Raw genomic sequence first — 18,389 nt, 5'->3', positions numbered from 1 at the left:
CCAGGGCTTGGGCGAGTGGGGTCGGGCGGTTGGTCGTGCCACGGTCGACGCCGCCGCTCAGTCCGGGGCGCCCCGGTCCTCACCGGTCACGTCGTCGATCAGCAGCGCCTCGACGGCGGTCGCGAAGTCGGAGAGGACGGGGTGGTCGAAGAGCAACTGCACCGCCACCTGGACCCGCAAGGCCTCGCGCAGCCGGCCGACGACGCGGGTGGCGGCGAGGGAGTGGCCGCCGAGCGCGAAGAAGTGGTCGTCCGACCAGACGCGGGGAACGTCCAGCACCGACGTCCAGACGTCGGCGACGAAGTACTCGGCCTCCCCCTGCAGCGGCACCCGGGCGCGCCCCGAACTCTCCGGGGGCTGCGGAAGCGCCGCACGGTCGACCTTGCCGCTCGGCAGGGTCGGCAGCGCCGCCGACGTCAGCCATCGGCGGGGCACCATGTGGTCGGGCAGCAGGCGCCGAAGCCGGGCCTCGACGGCCGCCGTGTCGACGCCGTCGGGGACGAGGTGGCCGACCACATGGGCGGAACCGCCCTCGCCGGAGACCGCCACCGCAGCGTCAGCCACCTCGGCGTCGGCCCGCAACGCGGCCTCCACCTCCCCCAGTTCGATCCGGTAACCGCGCACCTTCACCTGGCTGTCGCGGCGGCCCCGGTACTCCAGCGTCCCGTCGCCCGACCGGCGGACCATGTCGCGGGTGCGGTAGCACCGTTCGCCGGGCACGAAGGGGTCGTCCGTGAACGCCGCCGACGGCAGGTTCCGGTAGCCGCGGGCCACGCCGCGACCGGCCACCCACAGCTCGCCGGTCACCCCTGGCGGCACCAGGCGGCCGAGCGGATCCACCACGTAGCAGCGGGCGCCCGCCACGGGCCGGCCGATCGGGACCGGCCCGTCCGGCGACTCGGTCACGCGGTGCACGGTGGTCGTCACGGTCGCCTCGGTGGGCCCGTACGCGTTCCACAACTCATCGACTCTGGCCAGCAGTTCACGGGCGAGCGTCGCGTCCAGCGCCTCGCCGCCGGTGACCGCCCTCATCCCCGGGCCTCCCGGCCAGTCCGCGGCGAGCAGCATGCGCATCGTCGTGGGGGTCAGGTCCACGAGGGTGACGCCACTGCCCGTGATCCGCTCGGCCAGCGCGTACCCGTCGTTGGCGCAGGCCCGTTCGACGACGACGCAGCGGCCTCCGGCCGCCAGCGGTGTCCAGATCTCCTGGGCCGAGATGTCGAAGGACAGGGGCGCGACGGCCGCCATCGCGTCCTCCGGTCCGACCCCGGGCGTCACGCGGAATCCCTCGACGCAGGCGGCCAGGTTGGCGTGGGTGACCTCGACACCCTTCGGGCGGCCGCTCGACCCCGAGGTGTACAGGACGTAGGCGAGGTCGTCGGGGCACGCCCCGGGCAGCGCGCGCACGGCGTCGCAGGCGAACAACGCGTCGCCGTCGAGCGCGCCGGGCAGGCCGGGTACGGCAGGCCCGCGCACGATCACGGCCTTGACGCCGCCGTCCGCGGCGAGCCCCGCAAGCCGTTCGGCCGGCTGGTCCGGGTCGAGCGGCAGATAGGCCGCGCCGGCCCGCCACACCGCCAGCAGGACCGCGGGCAGCAGATGATCGCGGGGCACGCTCACGCCCACGACGTCCCCGGCGCCTGTCCCGGCGGCGAGCAGTCCCGAGGCGGCACGGGCGGACAGGACGGCCAGTTCGGCGTAGGTGAGAGATCCGCCGGGGCCGGTCACGGCGACCGACCCGGGCCGGGTGCGGGCGGCGTCCAGGACGGCGTCCAGTACGGTCGCCGGCATCGACACCGGCAGCGCGGGTCCGGCGGCGGCAGCCAGCAGGGAGCCGCGCTCCCGGGGGCTGACCAGTTCGAGTCCGGCGAGCGGCAGACCGGGCTGTGCCAGCCCGGTGCGCAGGATCCTGAGCATGCGCTCGGCGAAGGCCTCGGCGTCGGTCCGCGTGAAACGCCCGGTGGCGTACTCGATCTGGAGCTCGGCGGCGGTGGACGTCCGCGTGACGAAGACCGAGAACTCGTTGGCCGCGGCGCCGCTCCCCCGGTCCGAGCGCAGGTCGAGACGGAAGGCCCCGCGGGACACCGTCGCGGGCTCGTCGAGCGGCAGCATGGTGATGACGACCGGGGTACGCGACGCGCCGGCGCTCCGGTGGGCGGGCAGACGGTCGATCAGCTCGCGGGCGGGGAACTCCTGGTGGGCGAGGGCGTCGACGGTGGTCGTGGCGCAGTGCCGGACCAGGTCCCGGAAGGTCTGTGCGCCGTCGATGCGCAGCCGCAGCGGCAGGGTGTCGACCAGGGGGCCCAGCAGGCGTTCGGTCCCGGTCCGGTGGCGGCGGGCGGCGGCCGCGCCGATCACCACGTCGTCGTGTCCGGCCAGCCCGCCGGTGACGAGTCCCAGGGCTGCCAGGTAGCAGGCGAACGGGGTCGTCCCGGTCTCGGCGGCGAAGCGGGCCAGGCGGGCCGGCAGGGACTGCTCCAGGGTGACGGTCACGCGGTCCGTCGCCCAGCCGGGTGCCGCATCGGCCCCCGGCAGGTCGTCGGGGATGACGGCGCCTTCCAGCGCGGTCCGCCAGTACGCGTCCAGCCCGTCGTGGCGCGGGCGGTCGCCGTCGAGTTCCCGCTCGTGGAGGGCGAGGTCGCTCACCTGCAAGGGGAGGTCGTCCACCGGGTCCCCGGCCAGCTCCGCTGCGAGTTCACGCAGGAAGACGGCGACGGAGGCGCCGTCGAAGGCCATGTGGTCCACGGCGACGACGAGTTCGCCGGCGTCGTCGGCGGTGCGCGCGAACGCGGCCCGCAGCAGCGGGGTTTCGCTCCCGAGGTCGAAGGCGTGCCCCGCCGTCTCCCGGTGCAGCGCGTCGAGACGCCCCTGCCGCTCGTCGGCGGTCAGGGCGCGCAGGTCGGCCACGACGACCGGCACGGACACCGCGGGACCCACCACCAGGTACGGCTCGGTGTCGAACCGGACGGTGCCGCGCAGCACTTCGTGGCGGCGCACCATGGCGTCCAGCGCCTCGCGCACGGCCGGTCCGCTCACCGGACCCGCCACGCCGATGCGCATCGTCAGGGTGGTGACGGGCGCGTCCGGGGCCAGTTGGCGCAGCAGCCAGAACTCGCGCTGCATGGCGGTGAGCGGGTAGCGGCTCAGGCCGGGCGTACGGCGCGGGGGCGGTTCGGCGGCGATGGCGTCCGTGGTCTCCATGGCAAGCGCCAGGGATGCCGCGGTGGGATGGTTCAGGAAGGTCGCGAGCGGCACCGGCGTCCCGCGCCGCCGTCCGAGCTCGCTGACGACGCGGGCGGCGGCCAGCGAGTGGCCGCCGAGGTCGGCGAAGCGGTCCTCGGCACCGACCTGGTCGATGCCCAGGACCTCGGCGACCACGTCCGCGACGAGCCGCTCGGTGTCGTTGCGGGGAGCCGTGTACGGGGCGTCCGGCCGCCGTCCGGCGGTGATGACGGGCAGTGCCGCGCGATCGACCTTGCCGGTGGGGTGGACGGGGAGCCGGGGCAGCACCGCGATGCGCCACGGCACGGCGTGCCGCGGCAGCCGCGCGGTCAGCCAGGCGCGCAGTTCCGCCTCGGTGGCCGTGTCCGACTCGGCGTATCCGACGAGCCGGTCCTCGGCGGCCAGGACGACGGCGTGCCGGACGCCGGGGTGGTCGGCGAGCACGGCCTCCACCTCACCCGGTTCCAGGCGGACGCCGCCGACCTTCACCTGCTCGTCGGCGCGTCCGACGAAGTGGTAGGTGTCCCCCAGCCGCCGCACCAGGTCGCCGGTGCGGTAGCCGAAGGAGCCGAAGCGCTCGGCGGTCAGTTCGGGGCGGTCGAGGTAGCCGCGGGCGACGACCGGCCCGGCGATCCACAACTCCCCCGTCTCTCCTTCCGGCAGGACCGCGCCGTCCGGGGAGCGCACGGACAGTTCCGCGCCGGCGATGGGGCTCCCGATCGAGGGGTTGCCGGTGCCGTGCCGGTCCACCTCGGTCATGGTGCAGCACACGGTGCACTCGGTGGGGCCGTAGCCGTTGACCACCCGCCGCACCTGGGGGTGGGCGTAGACCCGGTCGCACAGGGCCCGGGTGACCAACTCGCCGCCGGTGATGACGGTCCGTACGTTCGGCGGCAGGGTGTCGCGCAGCAGCGCCGACAGGGCGGACGCCGCGGCGATGAGCACGGTCACCTCGGACCGGGCCGGGAGCGTCGGCACGGCGAACAGGTTCTCCGCCAGGATGACGGTGCCGCCGGCCGCCAGCGGGGCGCAGATCTCCACGGTCGACGGATCGAAGCACACCGACGTCGCCGCCAGCATGCCGCCCAGTTCGTCCGCGGAGAGGAACTCCGTGAACCAGCGGATCAGGTTGTACAGATTGCGGTGCTCCACGACCACGCCCTTCGGCGTACCGGTGGAGCCCGAGGTGTAGATGACGTACGCAGCGTCGTGCGGATCGGGCCGCACACCCAGGGTGTCCGCCGGCCGGGTGTCCTCGACGGGGACGGACACGGCGGACGGCGGCACGATGTGCTCCGTGCCCCTGGAGGTCAGCACAGTGGAGAGCGAGGCGTCCTCCGCGATGAACCTGATGCGCTCCTCGGGGTAGGCCGGATCCAGCGGCACATAGGCGGCACCGGCCTTCAGCACGCCCAGGAGCGCGGGAATCAGCCACTGGTCCCGCTGGACGCACAGACCGACACGGTCGCCGCGGCGCACCCCGGCGGCGTGCAGTCGCCCGGCAATTCCATTCGCCAGGCGATCCGTTTCGGCGTATCCGAGCCGGATGTCGCCCACCACCACGGCCGTACGGTCCGGAGTTCTCCGCGCTTGCTGCTCGAATGCCTCGTGCACACAGGACGCATTCACATGACGATCAGTTCTCATTGGGCTCACTGTCCACCGTGCGCATTGAGCATGCCGCGGCCCAGCACCGCCGCAATTCTCCGACTCGACTTGTTCTCAAACGGATGTGAACGTTAGCACCGCCGCACCACCCGTAACGGGCGGCGAAATCAAGGCCGCGTCAAGGCCGCGTATGAATTCCGGGAACGCCCACACCGCGTACGTGGCACCGGCCGGTCACCGGCATCGGGGAAGGGCCGGAGCCTTTCCCCGACGACGGCATTCCGGGCGGCGCGGCCAAGAACTACCGGCTACCGCCCGGCGGACGACCCGGCTCCTTTCAGGTGCCGGTCCAGGAACCGGCAGCCGTCCTCGAGTTCGAACCAGGGGGTCCCCGTGTGTCCGCCGAGATTGGCGTGCAGTGTCTTCTCCTTGCTGCCGAAGGCGTCGAACAGGTCCAGGGCCCGTTGCCGGGGGTTGCCCTGGTCGTCCCACTGGAGCAGGAACAGCAGCGGGACGGTGACCTGACGCGCCTCCTCGCGCTGGGCACGCGGCACGTACCCGCCGGCGAAGAAGCCGGCGGCCACGATGCGCGGCTCGGCCACCGCGAGCCGGATGCCGAGGGCGGCCCATCCCCCGGAGTACCCGACCGGGCCGGTGATACCGGGCAGTTCGAGGAGGGCGTCCAGTGTGGTCCGCCATTCCGGGACCGCGTTCTCGACGAGCGGGCCGATGAAGGACTCGAAGATGTCGTCGACCGGCTCGCCGGCCTGCATCGCCCGCCGGAGGTCGGCGCGGGCCTGCTCGTCGGCTTCGGAACGGGGACGGTCACCGCACCCGGCGGCGTCGATGGTGGCCACCGCGTAGCCGCGCGCCGCGGTGTGGCGGGCCCGGGCCACCAGCCGGGGATCGGCCTTGGGCAGGCCGTTGTTGTGGGACATCAGGACCAGCGGGGCCGGTGCGGAGCCCGGGGTCCACAAGGTGCCGGGGATGTCGCCGAGGGTGAATTCGCGCTCGACGACGCCGTCGTCGAGGCGCTGTTCGGAAGTGAAGTGCACGGTCGTGCCTTTCGGGAGAGCTCGTGGAACGGCGCTCCCGGACGGCCTACCGCCCGACCGTGACCCCGGAGGGGAGCACCCATGTCGATACTGCGTCCACGGGTACCACCTCCTCGTTCTCTCGCACGGCCTCGCGGAGACTAGCAACCGCCGCCGCGGTCCGCCAACGGGTTTTCGCGAAGTCGTCGCGTGGACGGTGTCACATACGGCGCCGCCGCCCTGTCGTCATGGTCGGAGAGCACGCCAGTCGCGCAGCGGAGGTTCCACACCATGGGCGTCGAGCCGTCACGGCGAGCCGAAGGCCACCTGCACACCGACCAGCCGGCCAGGCTCCTGGCAGGACTGCGCACGGACGCCGAACGGTCCGGCACGCGGGGCACCCTCGACACCCCGTGGGGCCGGTGCACGCTGGAGACCGGGCCGGACTCGCTCACGATCCGCGTCGAAGCCGCCGACGAGGACGGCCTCCGGCACGTCCGGAAGCTGGTCTCCGACCGCCTGCGGGAGATCGGCGGAGGCGAGGCGGCCCACGTCGCCTGGCGACCGGCCGGACCCGCCGCGCCCCGCCCCTCGCGACGGGGCGGGAAGCTGGTTCTCGCCCTCGTCGTCGCCGTGGTCGTCGCCGCCCATCTGGGCCTGGGCGGTCTGCTCCTCGCGTCCGGCCCGTGGAGGCACTGGGCCCTCGGCGCCCTCCTGGCCGTCGTCCTGGCCAAGGCCGCCTTCCTGATGCTGCGCCGCCGCAGGGCCCGCCGGGTCGCCCAGTCCTGATCGGCGCCTGACGCTGCCGGGGCCCCGCCCGGACGCACCTCGCCCCGCCGCGGTAAACTGCTGACAGCGGTGGTCCTCGCGACTGCCGCGCGGCGGTGGGGCCCGCCGTACCCGAACCGCGGTGAGGATGCCGCCAACGGTCCCTACTTGTGACGATCCGCGCCCGCGACACGGCGCCGCACGAGTAGGAGACGTATGACCTCGCAAGAGCCCTTCGCGCCGATGACCGAGCCGATCGATCCCGACATCCCACAGCCGGCTCCTGCGCCGCCGCGGGCTTCGCAGGTCCGGGGGCAAGGGCCTGCCGTGGGTGTCGTCGCGATCGGAGGAGTCCTGGGGGCGTGCGCCCGCTACGGCGCGGGCCTGCTGTGGCCCACCGCGCCCGGCGCCTTCCCGTGGACCACGTTCGCGGTCAACGCGGTCGGCTGCGCCGTGATCGGGATCTTCATGGTGGTCATCACCGAACTGTGGTCCGCGCACCGGCTCGTACGCCCCTTCTTCGGCACCGGCGTCCTGGGGGGCTTCACCACCTTCTCGACCTACACCGTCGACATCCACACCCTCATCCAGGACGGTCACGCCCAGACCGCGCTGGCCTACCTGGCCGCGACCCCGGTCGTCGCCCTCGCCGCGGTGTGGGGCGCCGCGACCGGCACACGCCACCTGATCGCGAGGAGGCAGACATGACACGGCTGCACGGCAATGCCATGCGCTTGACGATCTTGATCGGCGACAACGACACCTGGCACCACAAGCCGCTCTGCACGGAGATCGTCCACCGGGCACACAAGGCCGGCCTGGCAGGCGCCAGCGTCTTCCACGGCGTCGAGGGCTTCGGGGCCTCGTCGCTCATCCACACCGCCCGGCTGCTCTCCATGAACGAGAACCTGCCGGTGGCCGTCACCGTCGTCGACCACGAGGAGCGCATCCGCGCGTTCCTGCCGCAGCTCGACGAACTCGTCACCGAAGGCCTGGTGACCCTCGACGAGGTCGAGGTCATCCGATACGTAGGACGGGGAAACCACTCGTGAACTGGGCACTGGTCATCGCGGGGGCCATCGTCGGCGCGCCCCTGAGGTATCTCACCGACCGAGCCGTCCAGACGCGGCACGACACCGTCTTCCCCTGGGGCACCTTCACCGTCAACATCGTCGGCTGCCTGGTCCTGGGCACCCTCGCCGGCGCGGTCACCTACGGCGCCGCCTCCCGGTCGGTGCAACTGCTCGTCGGTACCGGATTCTGCGGGGCGCTGACCACCTACTCGACGTTCTCCTACGAGACGCTGCGCCTGGCCGAGACCGGAGCGAGGTTCTTCGCGGCGGCCAACGTCGTCGCGAGTGTCGTCGCCGGCCTCGGGGCCGCGTTCATCGGGGGCGCGCTCGCCCAGGCGATCTGGGCCTGAGCGGCGGGCAGCGCCGCTGCACATCGAGCGGCGGGTGTCGCGGTTTCAAGGCCTGCCGCATCCCTGAAGTGCCGTAAACGGTCCGCGGCTCAGGTGGTCGGATCGGTCAGGGCAGTATCGCGGGTGTCCGTTCCGCCCAGTTCCTCGGTGATCGCCAGGGCTGTCCGCAGGAGCGCGGACTCGGTCCCGATGGCGTGCTCCGGTAGCGAGGAGGTGGTGCCCACCAGGGCCACCGTGGCCGCGACGTCATGTTCGTCGAAGACGGCCGCGGCCAGGACCACGCCATCGATCGACGGCACCCGGATCCGGCTGAGACCGCGGGACCGGCACGGCTCCAATTGGTTTTGGAGCTTCGCCCGTTCTTCGTCCGGGATGCGGGAGAGGTACCTCTTGGTCCTCTCCTGATCCCCGGACAGCGCGACGAAGAGCCTGGTCTGCGCCGAGTCGGGTCCCAGGGTCGACCCGATCCGGACGGTGATCAGAATCGGGTGGGTGCCGGCTTCCGACACCAGCGAGACCACCGGACCGGATGCGCCCCACACGGACAGCACCACGGATCGGCCCGTGTCGAGCGACAAGGCGTCCATATGGCGAGGTGCGATGTCCAGCACGCGCCGCTGGCCCTGGGCGACGGCGCCGAGCTGCAGAAGCAGCCGCCCGGGGACGTACGCCGTCGGGTCGTCCGGCGCACGTTCAAGAATCTCGTCGAGGACCATCGAGGTGAAGTAGCGGTGCACGGTGGTCCGGTTGAGTCCGATCCGTGCGGCAGCCTCGGCCACGGTCACCTTCGGCTTGTTGAGCGTGAACAACCGCAGGATTTCCGCGACGCGGTGCACCGCCTGGATGTCGCCGGTGCCGCCCCCGCTGGTCAAGCCCGCTCCTCACGTTGCTTTCACGTGCAACGAACTCTACCGAGCGCCCGGCACGGGGTTCAAATGGACAGGAGTCCGGCTGCGTTCTCCCCGGTCATCAACGTGATGTCGGCCGCTGCCACACCCTCGTCCAAGAGCACCCGGACCATCCTGCGGTACGCGGTGACCGGCAAGGGGTTGCCTTTCTGCCCGAGGTCGGAGGAGAGGATCGTCCGGCCGGGGCCGGCTGCCCGGTAGAACTCCGTGATCCGGTCGAACGGCTTGTCCTTCGGGTCCCGGCCGACCAGCATCGCCAGGCAGTGCTCGACAAAAGCACCAGCGCGGCACCAGTCGGCAATGCTCGAGGGGGAGGCGCCGAGGACGAAGTCGGGGTGGCTGATCACGATCCTTGTGACGCCCGCTTCGAGCGCGCCCGGGATCAGCACGTCGATCTCGGCGGCCGGCAGGTGCCCGCAGTTGAGGATGGCGGACTCGGCGGCGATCACGTCGAGGATGTCGCGGGTGGCGGCGTTGAGCTTGCCGGACTCGTCGAGCACACTGATCGGCTCGTTCTCCCGCAGCGGCACGCCCGCGATCGGGAATCCACTGTGGTTGTGCGCATGGAAGTCCAGGTGTGCCCGCGAGGCGATGGTCGGGAACCACACGACCTTGCCGCCCATGCGCAGGGCCAGTTCGACGGCGTACGGATTGAGCCCGCCGACGGTGTTGTTGAGCGCGATACCCCCGTAGACCTTGACGGGAATGTCCCGCAACCCGGCCTGTTCCAACGCGAGGATGTCGGTCTGCATGCTGTGGTGGTGGGATTTGGCCACCAGGGCGCGGAATCCGAGGGATGCGGCGTCGGCCGCAGCGTCCATGATGGACATCCGACGGGGGAACGGGCTGGGGGCGGGGTGGGTGTGCAGGTCGACGGCGCCGGTGAGCAACGCGTCCACCTCGGGGTCGGCGTGCAGCCGGTCGGCGTCCAGCATCGGGTCCCACAGTGCGTTCGCGGTCTGCGTCATGGGTTCGTCCTCGTCTCGTGGTCAGGTTTGTGGTCGGTTCGGGCTACTTGACGGCCATCGCGTTGGGCGGTGAGCCGACCCCGCCCCGCAGATTGAGTGGCTTGGCCGTCAGCAGGAACTCGTACACGCCGTCCTCGGCGCAGTCCTCGGCCAGCTCGTCGAGCTTCCACAGTTCGCCGATGATCAGCCCGAGCAGCGCGATGAGCGGGCGGTGCATCATGCCGTTGTGGGAAGGGCCGCGCGGGGGCGGCGGTTCTTCCGGGTCGACCCAGCCGGAACCGGCATCGACCGGAAAGGACTCCAGGCCGCCGTTGTCCGACGCGGCAAGGGAGATCTGGTGGTCCCACAGCCACGCGAGCATCTCCTCCGACTGGTGCAGGCCCGGGCTGCCGGTGCGGGCCGCACGCTGCTCCGGTGTGGAGTTCAGCCAGTGCCGGGCCCATCCGGTGTGGAGCAGCAGGATGTCGCCCGGGCGGAACCCGACCCCGAAGTGCCGGGCCATCGCGTCGAGGTCGGACGGTGTGATGCCCTGCGGCGCGTCGGGCGCCAGGGGTTCGCCGATGCTGTCGAACCAGCGCACGGCGTCGAGCAGGACGCCCCGGCCCACGATGCCCTTCTCGGCGAGGAGCTGGATACCCAAGGAGGGTGTGCCCACGTCGATGTCGGACTCCTCGACGCCGCCGTAGAAGCCGTAGCGGGGGTGGCGGATGTGCCGGAGGCCGTCCACTTGGGAGGTGGACTGGAGGTAGAACGAGTCCAGCCAGTCGTCCCGGTGGTGCGGGTTGTTGGAGAAGATGTGGTGAGCGGTCGGCGGCCGCGTGCCGGTCAGGCTGGGCACGAACGCGTTCAGTGGGTAGTCCAGGTTGAACACCCGGCCCCGCTCGACGAGTGCGGCGCCGGCGAGGGCGGTCCGCGGTGTGAGGAAGTTCAGCGTGCCGAGCTGGTCGCCCGGGCCGAACACGTTCCACGAGGAACCCGGTGGGGCGTCGGTGCGGCGCAGCAACTCGTCATACCGTGGAACGGTCGCGGGGGTGGAGTTCATTGGTTCTCCCGGGTCGGGGGCGTGAGGTGCGTATCCACGGCAGCAGGAACGGCACGGCGACCGCGTTGAGTACGGACAAGGTGAGATAGGCGAGGACGTAGTCCTGCGTGGTCGAGTAGATCTGGCCGAGGACCAGCGGTCCGGCCGCGGACCCCAGGCTGGTCCACGTCTGGAACTGGGCGAACTTCCTGGGGAAGTCGTCGATCCCGAACAGCTCCACGATCACCTGTGATCGGATCAGGATGGTGTTGCCCAGGCTCTGTCCGATCAGTGCGGCTCCGAGGAACAGGACCCAGCCGTACGGTGCCAACCCGACCAGGGCGACCCCGACGGCTTGTGCGCAGAAGCTGGTCATCGTCCATCGGTGCAGGCCCAGCCGGCGGATACCGGCGCTGCCGACCCACCGTGACGCGACCGCTGCCCCCGTCGCGACGGCGACCGCCAGGCGCGCGCCGGTGAAGTCCCGGGACAGCCCGGTGGCCACGATGTAGGTGGTCGCGCCCAGCTGCGAGGCGCTGATCAGGCTGAACGCCACAACCAATGGCCAGTGATGGAGCAGCGGAACCGACCTGGCCGGCAGGACAGGCATACGCGTCGGTGTCGGCCGTGCCGCTGTCGCCCAGGTGCTGAGGGCCAGTGCGCCGCAGCTGACCACAAGGAAGCCCGCCGCGATCAACAGGAACGATCGGGTGGCTGCCGCCTGGGTGGTCAGCAGGAGGGCCAGCACTGGTGAGACCAGGATGCCGCCGGCCGAGGAGCCGGAGGTCGCCAGTGCCATTCCGGCTGTGGGTCTGCCGTTGAAGACCCGTACCAGCACGATGGTCCCCACCACCACGATTCCGCCGCTGAAGATCGCGCCCAGCGTCGTGAACGCCGCGATGACGACGATTCCGGTGGGACGGACGGCCATCGCTGTGATGGCCGTCGTCCCGCCCAGTACCGCGCCCAGCATCACCAGGTTCGGGCTGCGCTGTCCCAGGCGGGCGAACAGCGGCCCCGTGAGTGCGCCCACCACGAAGAAGCCGGTGCTCCCTATGGACAGCTCCGCCGCGCTCACTGTGCCCGAGCGGAGGAACGCCGCGATGTAGATCGGGATGCCGTAGACCGCGACACCGCTGCCGGCGGTCTGCAGGACGAAGACAGCGACGGCGACGGGCGTGGCTTTCCTGTCCGGGCGCATACCTGGCCTTCGTGCGGAGTGTCATGCCTTGGCGCCGGCCCGTTCGCCCACCGTGTTCAGGTCGACCCCGCGTGTCTCCGGTCCGACTGTGACGGCCAGCAGGATGATCACCCCGCCGAACGCCGAGAGGATTCCTGCGGTGTAGTGGAAGGGCACGAGATGAGCCAGCCACAGCTGGTAGTAGGAGAAGAACGCGGGGATGACGACCGCGGTGCTGTAGGCGACACCCCAGCCCGACGACCGGACCGCGGTGGCGAAGCGTTCGTTGATGTAGGCGGGGAGCACACCGAGCGAGCCGACGGTGAACACGTTGGTCAGCGCGGCCAGGATGGTCAGTTGGACCCAGCCGTGCACGTTCCCGCTGCCCATCAGGGTGAACGTGACCGGCGTCAGCAGGACGGTGGTGGTCGCGGCGATGTAGAGCGCCCGCTTGCGGCCGATCCGGTCGCTCAGCCAACCGTAGAAGAGGTAGGTCGCCATGCCCGGCCACGCGTTGACGAGCTGGGTGTGGGCGAGGTCGGAGGCGGTGTAACCCTTGTTGGACAGAAGCAACTGCGGCATGACGCTGCCGAGCATGTTCACCGCGAAGAAGACGCCGGTCATGATGGCGTACGACTGGAGGAACGCCCGGCCGGACGACCCCTTGAGCATGTCGCGCAAGGGAGACTTGGAGTGCGACGTCTCCTTGTAGACGTCCGAGTCCTCGACCCTGCGCCGCAGGAACCAGGCGACCGCATAGGACAGCAGGGCGCCGATGAGGAACGGGATCCGCCATCCCCACTGGACGTACGGCGAGTGCAGCCCGGCGTTCGGCGCGAACAGCAGGACGATGGTCGTGAGACCGGCCACGAAGAACGGGCCGCCGCTGGCTGAGCACTGGACGAGCGCGCCGGTGAATCCCCTACGTCCCTGGGGTGCGTACTCCAGGGCCATCGGCGTGGCAGCGGTGTACTCCCCGCCGAGGAAGATGCCTTCGATGAACCGCAGCCCGATCAGCAGCGTCGTGGCCAGTGTGGCGCCGACCTGTTCGGCGCCCGGCAGGAGTGCGATGAGCAGGGAGATCGTGCCGAACCCGTAGATGGTGACCGACCCGACTCTTCGCCGGCCGATCTGGTCGGCGAAGTGGCCGAACAGCAGGGCGCCGACGGGGCGGCCGATCAGGGTCGCGGCAAAGGTCATGCCGACGAACACCGACAGTTGGCTGGGCGAGAGGCTGGACTGGAAGTAGACCATCGCGGGCAGCAGGGACGTCGATGCCACGTAGATGGAGTAGGAGTCGACGGCGAAACCCGCCCAGGCACTGGTGATCGCCCGCCGTCTGCGGGCCCGTAGGTCGGAGTCGCTGGGTCTGGCACTGACTTCGGTGATGGAGGACATGGCTGAGGTCCCTTCGGCGCTGAAGGCACGGCGTATGGCGGAGTGGGTCAGTTGCCCGGGGCCGGGTACTCGTCGGCGTTGAGTACCCAGCCGGGCTGGGCGGAGAAGTCGTGGCGTGGGCCCGAGAAGATGTCGATCAGGTGGTTCACACCCGATCCGATGGCCTGCGAGGTGTGCACCGTGGGCGGCGGAATGATGGCCACAGAGGGGCTGCCGACGCGGGCATGGTCCTCCGGCCGCCAGGAGGTGGCGTCGGGGCCCCACGGCGTCTGGATGTGGTGGACGTAGGTACCCGCGACGACCAGGCTGCATTGTTCGAAGTCGTCGTGCGTGTGCGGCGAGAGCCGGTGCGGATCACGGGGACCGTTGCCCGGCTTGAAGAACCCGACCATGAAAGCGCGGGTCCGGAAGAGCCGGCCGAAACGCTTGGGGTCCTCCGGAACGTCGGCCATGAGGTAGGTCCGCCAGCGGTAGCCCCCGACCGGCTCCGGCCATGGCTCCAGCGGTGCGACTCGTGGGTGCGGCTCGGCGTACCGATCGGCGTTGGCCGCCCGTTTCGCCCACTCCGCCTCGTCGGACTGGATGAGTTGCACGATCGGGCCGGCGCCTGTGCTGACGATCTCGCTGGAGCCGGGCGGGACGACGACCAGCGCGGGGCCGGTGACCGTGTGCTGCTCGCCGGATCCGGTTCCGCGGATGGCGCTGTTCCCGTCGATCAGCAGCACGACCTGTTCGGATGCCAGCTCGGCCGAGAAGATGGTGTCGCCGGACTCCGGCTGAGTGTGGATCAGCACGAAATTCTGCCCCCGGACGATCCACTGCCGACTGCCCGCCCCGGTGACGGCGCTGGGCGCGGTGATGGAGAAGTCGAGGAACTGCGGCGCGGCAATGGCGTCGCCCGACTGCTTGGGTGTCTTCGCGGACAGCGCGGCGCGAAGGTCGTCCTTGGTGTAGGTCACGAGTTCTCCTCGGCACGTTCGAAACGCAGGTGCAGGCGTCCTTCCAGGTCCAGCCCACGGCTCAGCCGCACGGGCATGCCGACGCGCAACGAGTCCGGCTCGGCGTCCACGTGCGACAGGACGCGAGGGCCTTCCGCCAGTTCGACGTAGGCGATGACGAAGGGGGCTCTCCCCGCGTACTCGCCCTGACCGCGGTGATTGACGGTGTAGGAGTGGACGGTGCCGTTACCGGAAAGCGCCTCCCAGATGAGGCTGTCCGACATGCAGTGCGGGCAGCGGGGACGCGGGTACCAGACCAGAGTGCCGCAGTCGGTGCAGCGGGGAAGTTCCAGCCGATCGTCGGCCAGACGTTCCTCCAGGCGGGTGAGGACCTGGTCGTGCGGGATCATGCGTCCTCCGCTCCGAGTAGCAGGGTGGCGGCGGCGGTACGGAAGCCGAGGTTGCCGCCGTGGCCCTGGACCAGCCCGATCCTGCAGTCCGGGACTTGAACCTCCGGCGCCGCCTCACCGCGCAACTGGCGGACGGCCTCGATGGTGCGGATCATGCCGCCGCGGGAATCGGGGTGGTTGTTGCACAGGCCGCCGCCGTCGGTGTTGAACGGCAGCCGGCCGTCTGCGCGCAGGGTGCCGCCGGTGACGAAGGCCCCGCCCTTGCCCTTCTCGCAGAAGCCGAGGTCCTCCAGGCTCATCAGCACGGTGATGGTGAAAGAGTCGTAGATCGACACGTAGTCGACGTCTTGTGGCGTCAGTCCTGCCTCGGCGAACGCGCGTGGCCCGGAGACCGCGGCGCCCGTGCGGGTGAGGTCGATCCGGCCGGTGGCACTGTGCTTCACCGTCTCCCCGTGCCCCAGCACCTTGACCGTGCGCCGCGGGAGCGTGCGGGCGATCTCCTCCGACACGATGACCAGTGCCCCGCCGCCGTCGGTGGTGACGCAGCTGTCCAGCCGGTGCAACGGGTCCGAGATCATCGGCGAGTTGACGACATCCTCGATCGTGACCGGGTTGCGCAACAGCGCGTTGGGGTTGTACTGCGCGTGGTGCGCTGCCGCGACCTTGATCTCCGCGAGCTGTTCGGAGGTGGTGCCGTATTCGTGCATGTGCCGCCGTGCCGCCAGGGCGTATCCCGCGGGCACCGTGACGCCGTAGCCGGCCTCGTACGGGTGCTCGGGGCCGCGGGCACCGCCGGTGGTTCCTCCTCCGTTCAGCGGAAGCCCGGCCATCGCGACCAGCGCCACACGGCACTTGCCGGCCGCCACGGCGGCAGCAGCATGTCCCACGTGCATGGGATAGGACGCCCCGCCGCCTTCCGTGACGTCCACATAGGACAGATCGGTCAGGCCGAGGTAGTCGGCCATCGCGATCGAGCCGAGCCCGGGTACTTCCGAGCAGAAGAACCCGTCGACATCCGCCGGGCCGAGCCCGGCGTCGGCGAGCGCGCCGTAGGCGACCTCAGCCGTCACCTGGGGCACGGTGCGGTCGGGAATCTTGCGCAAGGGATGCTCGAAGGCACCGGCGATGCGCGCGGACACCTGCCTGGTCATGGGGATTCTCCTCGCAGATCGACGGTGTAGGCCGCCTCGGTCAGCGCGGCGACGTGATCCGGGGTGACGCCGGGAGCGCACTCGCGCAACGTCAGCACGCCATCGACGAACTCGAACACGGCCAGGTCGGTGTAGACGCGATCCACCACACCGGGGCCCGTGAGAGGGAAGCTGCAGCGCTTGAGCAGCTTGGGGTTTCCCTGCTTGTCGACGTGGGTCATCATCACCCAGACGCGGCGGGCGCCCGCAACCAGATCCATCGCACCGCCCACCCCGGGATTGCCGCCGGGGACAAGCCAGTTCGCCAGGTCCCCGGCCTCACCGACCTGGAGCGCGCCCAGCACGCACAGGTCCAGTCGGCCGCCCCTGGCAAGGGCGAAGGAGAGCGACGAGTCGATGGAGGCGGCGCCCTCGAGCAGGGTGACAGGGTTCTTGCCCGCGTCGGTGACATCCGGGTCCGGCTCACCCAGCGGGGCCGGGCCGACGCCCAGCAGGCCGTGCTCACAGTGGTAGACGATCTCCTTGCCGGGTGTTGCCTGTTCCGGCAGGAGCAGCGGCACACCGATGCCCACGTTCACGCACCAGCCGTCCACGAGGTCGTCCGCCACCCGGCGGGCCATCTGCGCCCTGGTCAAGCTCAGCTGTGCGCTGGTCATCGGACCGGCTCCCCTGCGGTTTCCACGACGTGGTCCACGAACGGACCCGGCAAGTGGATGTCATCGGGCGGAAGGGATCCGGCGCGTTCGACGCGGTCGGCCTGCACGATCGTGGTGCGGGCGGCCATCGCGGCCAGCGGGTTGAAGTTGCGGGCGCCGAGCCGGAACCGGAGGTTGCCGTACCGGTCGGCCCGATGTGCTTTCACCAAGGCGAAATCCGGTCGCAACGGCGACTCGAACACATACGGGCGGCCGTCGATCACGCGGACTTCCTTCTCCGCCATGGTCTCGTGAGCCACGCCGCCGTCGCCGTAACGGACCACGAATCCTCCGTTGGCGAGCATCGTCCCGGCAGCGGTCGGGGTGTAGAACCCGCCGAGGCCCGAACCTCCGGCGCGCAGCCGTTCGGCCAACGTGCCCTGCGGCACGAGTTCGATCTCGACGTCGCCCGCGAAGTACCGCTGGAAGAAGTCGGGGTTGACGGGGAAGGAGCAGGAGAACCTGCGGACCCGGTTCTCCTTCAGCAGCCTGCCGATCCCGCGCTCGCCCGGCAGGCCACGGCCGCCGTTGTTGGCGATGATGTGCAACTCGCGCACGTCGCTGTCGCACAGCCCGTCGATCAGGTCGACCGGCACCCCGGTCTGGCCGAACCCGCCGATGGCGATGGACATTCCGCTACGGACTCCGGCCAGGGAGTCCGCGGCACCCGGCCGGATCTTGTCGATCATCGGACGGCCGCCGGCAGGGCCTCGCGAGCCTGCGACAGCGTCCGCCGGGCCGCTTCGGAGATCATCCCAGTGTCGTTGCCGACCAGGATGAACCGGCAGCCCTGCTCGGCGCGCAGGTGGATCTGCTCCCCGCCCTGAACCACCGTGCCGACCGGGACACCGGCACGGACCGCGGCCCGGATCGATGTCGTCACGGCCTCGTGGACGTCCGGTGAGCCGCCAGGCACCCCCAGGCTGAGCGAGAGGTCCCCGGGCCCGATGAACACGGCATCCACACCAGGCACGGCGAGGATCGCCTCGATGTCCTCGACCGACTCCCGCTCCTCGATCATCGCGATGCGCGCGATGTCCTCCTGGCCGGCGCGAACGTACTCGGCCGACCCGCCGCTGATGCTGCCCCACAACCCCGCCCGCGCGGCCAGTCCCATCCCGCGCGTGCCGGCCGGAGGGAACAGGAACTGCTTCATGGTCGACTCGGCCTGCGCGGCGTTGGAGACATGCGGCACGAGAATCCCGGCAGCTCCCGCGTCGAGGTATCGCTGTGCATCGCCGTAGCCGTGGTCAGTGATCCTTACCAGCGGCGCGACGTTCATCCGGGAGTAGAGCACGACCAGGGAGTACACGTCGCGCACCGAGAGCAGGGCGTGCTCGGTGTCGATCACGACGAATTCGAAGCCCGCCGCCGCGATGATCTCGGCGATCTCCAAAGAGGGAATCTTCACGAACGTGCCGACCACGGGCGGCCCGGCCGACTTCAACAGCTGCTGGAACATGATCACGATCTCCGTTGATGGACAGCACCAGAGCGGTTCATTATGCGAACAGGCTGTTCGCGATACGCAGCATTACATCGATCGCCCGACCGGGCAAGGGGGTGGAACGGGATCCAATTGGTTGCCAGTTGCCGACGATCCAGCGCCTTGCGCCGGTCAATGACCCGCCACCAGCGCCCGGTCGGCTTCCCGTATCCACGTCG

Annotated in this window: 17 protein-coding genes; 4 read left to right on the top strand and 13 right to left on the bottom strand. The window is 70.6% G+C overall.

The window, feature by feature from the left end:
* Window positions 1-57: 57 nt before the first annotated feature.
* The gene (locus ACIP64_RS28640) at window positions 58-4,869 is read right to left on the bottom strand and encodes an amino acid adenylation domain-containing protein (RefSeq protein ID WP_401592206.1); all 4,812 of its coding nucleotides are present in this window, start codon (window positions 4,867-4,869) and stop codon (window positions 58-60) included.
* A gap of 269 nt (window positions 4,870-5,138) precedes the next feature.
* Window positions 5,139-5,885 carry a dienelactone hydrolase family protein gene (locus ACIP64_RS28635; protein WP_401592204.1) on the bottom strand — a complete coding sequence of 249 codons (747 nt, stop codon included), beginning with the start codon at window positions 5,883-5,885 and terminating at the stop codon, window positions 5,139-5,141.
* Window positions 5,886-6,074: 189 nt separating this feature from the next.
* Between ACIP64_RS28635 and ACIP64_RS28630 the strand changes: the two genes are divergently transcribed.
* The 4 genes from ACIP64_RS28630 to crcB (ACIP64_RS28615) all read left to right on the top strand — a co-directional run bounded on the left by ACIP64_RS28630 (window position 6,075) and on the right by crcB (ACIP64_RS28615) (window position 8,055).
* Window positions 6,075-6,653, top strand: coding sequence for a DUF2218 domain-containing protein (locus ACIP64_RS28630; protein ID WP_401592202.1), 579 nt, complete (start codon window positions 6,075-6,077; stop codon window positions 6,651-6,653).
* A 222-nt stretch (window positions 6,654-6,875) separates the two neighbouring features.
* On the top strand, window positions 6,876-7,340 hold the full coding sequence (crcB, locus tag ACIP64_RS28625; RefSeq protein ID WP_401592308.1) for a fluoride efflux transporter CrcB: 465 nt from the start codon (window positions 6,876-6,878) through the stop codon (window positions 7,338-7,340).
* A complete protein-coding gene (locus tag ACIP64_RS28620) occupies window positions 7,337-7,684 on the top strand; it encodes a DUF190 domain-containing protein (protein WP_401592200.1) in 348 nt (115 codons plus the stop codon). The genes crcB (ACIP64_RS28625) and ACIP64_RS28620 overlap by 4 nt, the downstream gene beginning before the upstream one ends.
* The gene (crcB, locus tag ACIP64_RS28615; protein WP_401592198.1) at window positions 7,681-8,055 is read left to right on the top strand and encodes a fluoride efflux transporter CrcB; all 375 of its coding nucleotides are present in this window, start codon (window positions 7,681-7,683) and stop codon (window positions 8,053-8,055) included. The genes ACIP64_RS28620 and crcB (ACIP64_RS28615) overlap by 4 nt, the downstream gene beginning before the upstream one ends.
* An 89-nt stretch (window positions 8,056-8,144) precedes the next feature.
* On the opposite strand, the gene ACIP64_RS28610 is transcribed toward crcB (ACIP64_RS28615), so the two are convergent.
* Genes ACIP64_RS28610 through ACIP64_RS28560 form a run of 11 tightly spaced genes read right to left on the bottom strand, consistent with a single transcriptional unit; the run spans window position 8,145 to window position 18,186 of the window.
* The gene (locus ACIP64_RS28610) at window positions 8,145-8,927 is read right to left on the bottom strand and encodes an IclR family transcriptional regulator (protein WP_401592196.1); all 783 of its coding nucleotides are present in this window, start codon (window positions 8,925-8,927) and stop codon (window positions 8,145-8,147) included.
* A 59-nt stretch (window positions 8,928-8,986) separates the two neighbouring features.
* Window positions 8,987-9,931, bottom strand: a complete 945-nt coding sequence (locus ACIP64_RS28605) for a DUF6282 family protein (RefSeq protein WP_401592194.1) — start codon at window positions 9,929-9,931, stop codon at window positions 8,987-8,989.
* A gap of 43 nt (window positions 9,932-9,974) precedes the next feature.
* Window positions 9,975-10,973, bottom strand: a complete 999-nt coding sequence (locus ACIP64_RS28600; RefSeq protein WP_401592192.1) for a cyclase family protein — start codon at window positions 10,971-10,973, stop codon at window positions 9,975-9,977.
* Complete coding sequence (locus tag ACIP64_RS28595) at window positions 10,939-12,153, bottom strand: MFS transporter (RefSeq protein WP_401592190.1); 1,215 nt, start codon at window positions 12,151-12,153, stop codon at window positions 10,939-10,941. The genes ACIP64_RS28600 and ACIP64_RS28595 overlap by 35 nt, the downstream gene beginning before the upstream one ends.
* A gap of 21 nt (window positions 12,154-12,174) precedes the next feature.
* Window positions 12,175-13,530 carry an MFS transporter gene (locus tag ACIP64_RS28590; RefSeq protein WP_401592188.1) on the bottom strand — a complete coding sequence of 452 codons (1,356 nt, stop codon included), beginning with the start codon at window positions 13,528-13,530 and terminating at the stop codon, window positions 12,175-12,177.
* A gap of 47 nt (window positions 13,531-13,577) precedes the next feature.
* The gene (locus tag ACIP64_RS28585; RefSeq protein ID WP_401592186.1) at window positions 13,578-14,489 is read right to left on the bottom strand and encodes a hypothetical protein; all 912 of its coding nucleotides are present in this window, start codon (window positions 14,487-14,489) and stop codon (window positions 13,578-13,580) included.
* Window positions 14,486-14,878 (bottom strand): Zn-ribbon domain-containing OB-fold protein, encoded by a 393-nt coding sequence (locus ACIP64_RS28580; RefSeq protein ID WP_401592184.1) that lies wholly within the window; start codon window positions 14,876-14,878, stop codon window positions 14,486-14,488. The genes ACIP64_RS28585 and ACIP64_RS28580 overlap by 4 nt, the downstream gene beginning before the upstream one ends.
* Window positions 14,875-16,029: a thiolase domain-containing protein gene (locus tag ACIP64_RS28575; protein ID WP_401592182.1), complete on the bottom strand. Its 1,155-nt coding sequence runs from the start codon at window positions 16,027-16,029 to the stop codon at window positions 14,875-14,877. The genes ACIP64_RS28580 and ACIP64_RS28575 overlap by 4 nt, the downstream gene beginning before the upstream one ends.
* A complete protein-coding gene (locus tag ACIP64_RS28570) occupies window positions 16,026-16,685 on the bottom strand; it encodes a 3-oxoacid CoA-transferase subunit B (protein ID WP_401592180.1) in 660 nt (219 codons plus the stop codon). Before ACIP64_RS28570 ends, ACIP64_RS28575 begins: the two co-directional genes overlap by 4 nt.
* On the bottom strand, window positions 16,682-17,413 hold the full coding sequence (locus ACIP64_RS28565; protein WP_401592178.1) for a CoA transferase subunit A: 732 nt from the start codon (window positions 17,411-17,413) through the stop codon (window positions 16,682-16,684). The genes ACIP64_RS28570 and ACIP64_RS28565 overlap by 4 nt, the downstream gene beginning before the upstream one ends.
* Window positions 17,410-18,186 (bottom strand): HpcH/HpaI aldolase/citrate lyase family protein, encoded by a 777-nt coding sequence (locus tag ACIP64_RS28560; protein WP_401592176.1) that lies wholly within the window; start codon window positions 18,184-18,186, stop codon window positions 17,410-17,412. The genes ACIP64_RS28565 and ACIP64_RS28560 overlap by 4 nt, the downstream gene beginning before the upstream one ends.
* Window positions 18,187-18,389: the final 203 nt, after the last annotated feature.

Source organism: Streptomyces sp. NPDC088733 (assembly GCF_044751185.1).
GTDB lineage: Bacteria > Actinomycetota > Actinomycetes > Streptomycetales > Streptomycetaceae > Actinacidiphila.
The sequence above is the reverse complement of the archived record's forward strand: the minus strand, read 5'-3'. Positions and strand labels throughout refer to the sequence as shown.

Bases quoted from the DNA above. Each gene is read 5' to 3' on its own strand.
- ACIP64_RS28580 (WP_401592184.1), bottom strand. From the start codon at position 14,878: ATGATCCCGCACGACCAGGTCCTCACCCGCCTGGAGGAACGTCTGGCC.
- ACIP64_RS28560 (WP_401592176.1), bottom strand. From the start codon at position 18,186: ATGTTCCAGCAGCTGTTGAAGTCGGCCGGGCCGCCCGTGGTCGGCACG.
- ACIP64_RS28620 (WP_401592200.1), top strand. From the start codon at position 7,337: ATGACACGGCTGCACGGCAATGCCATGCGCTTGACGATCTTGATCGGC.
- ACIP64_RS28605 (WP_401592194.1), bottom strand. From the start codon at position 9,931: ATGACGCAGACCGCGAACGCACTGTGGGACCCGATGCTGGACGCCGAC.
- ACIP64_RS28575 (WP_401592182.1), bottom strand. From the start codon at position 16,029: ATGACCAGGCAGGTGTCCGCGCGCATCGCCGGTGCCTTCGAGCATCCC.
- ACIP64_RS28590 (WP_401592188.1), bottom strand. From the start codon at position 13,530: ATGTCCTCCATCACCGAAGTCAGTGCCAGACCCAGCGACTCCGACCTA.
- crcB (WP_401592308.1), top strand. From the start codon at position 6,876: ATGACCGAGCCGATCGATCCCGACATCCCACAGCCGGCTCCTGCGCCG.
- ACIP64_RS28595 (WP_401592190.1), bottom strand. From the start codon at position 12,153: ATGCGCCCGGACAGGAAAGCCACGCCCGTCGCCGTCGCTGTCTTCGTC.
- ACIP64_RS28600 (WP_401592192.1), bottom strand. From the start codon at position 10,973: ATGAACTCCACCCCCGCGACCGTTCCACGGTATGACGAGTTGCTGCGC.
- ACIP64_RS28565 (WP_401592178.1), bottom strand. From the start codon at position 17,413: ATGATCGACAAGATCCGGCCGGGTGCCGCGGACTCCCTGGCCGGAGTC.
- ACIP64_RS28640 (WP_401592206.1), bottom strand. From the start codon at position 4,869: ATGAGAACTGATCGTCATGTGAATGCGTCCTGTGTGCACGAGGCATTC.
- ACIP64_RS28570 (WP_401592180.1), bottom strand. From the start codon at position 16,685: ATGACCAGCGCACAGCTGAGCTTGACCAGGGCGCAGATGGCCCGCCGG.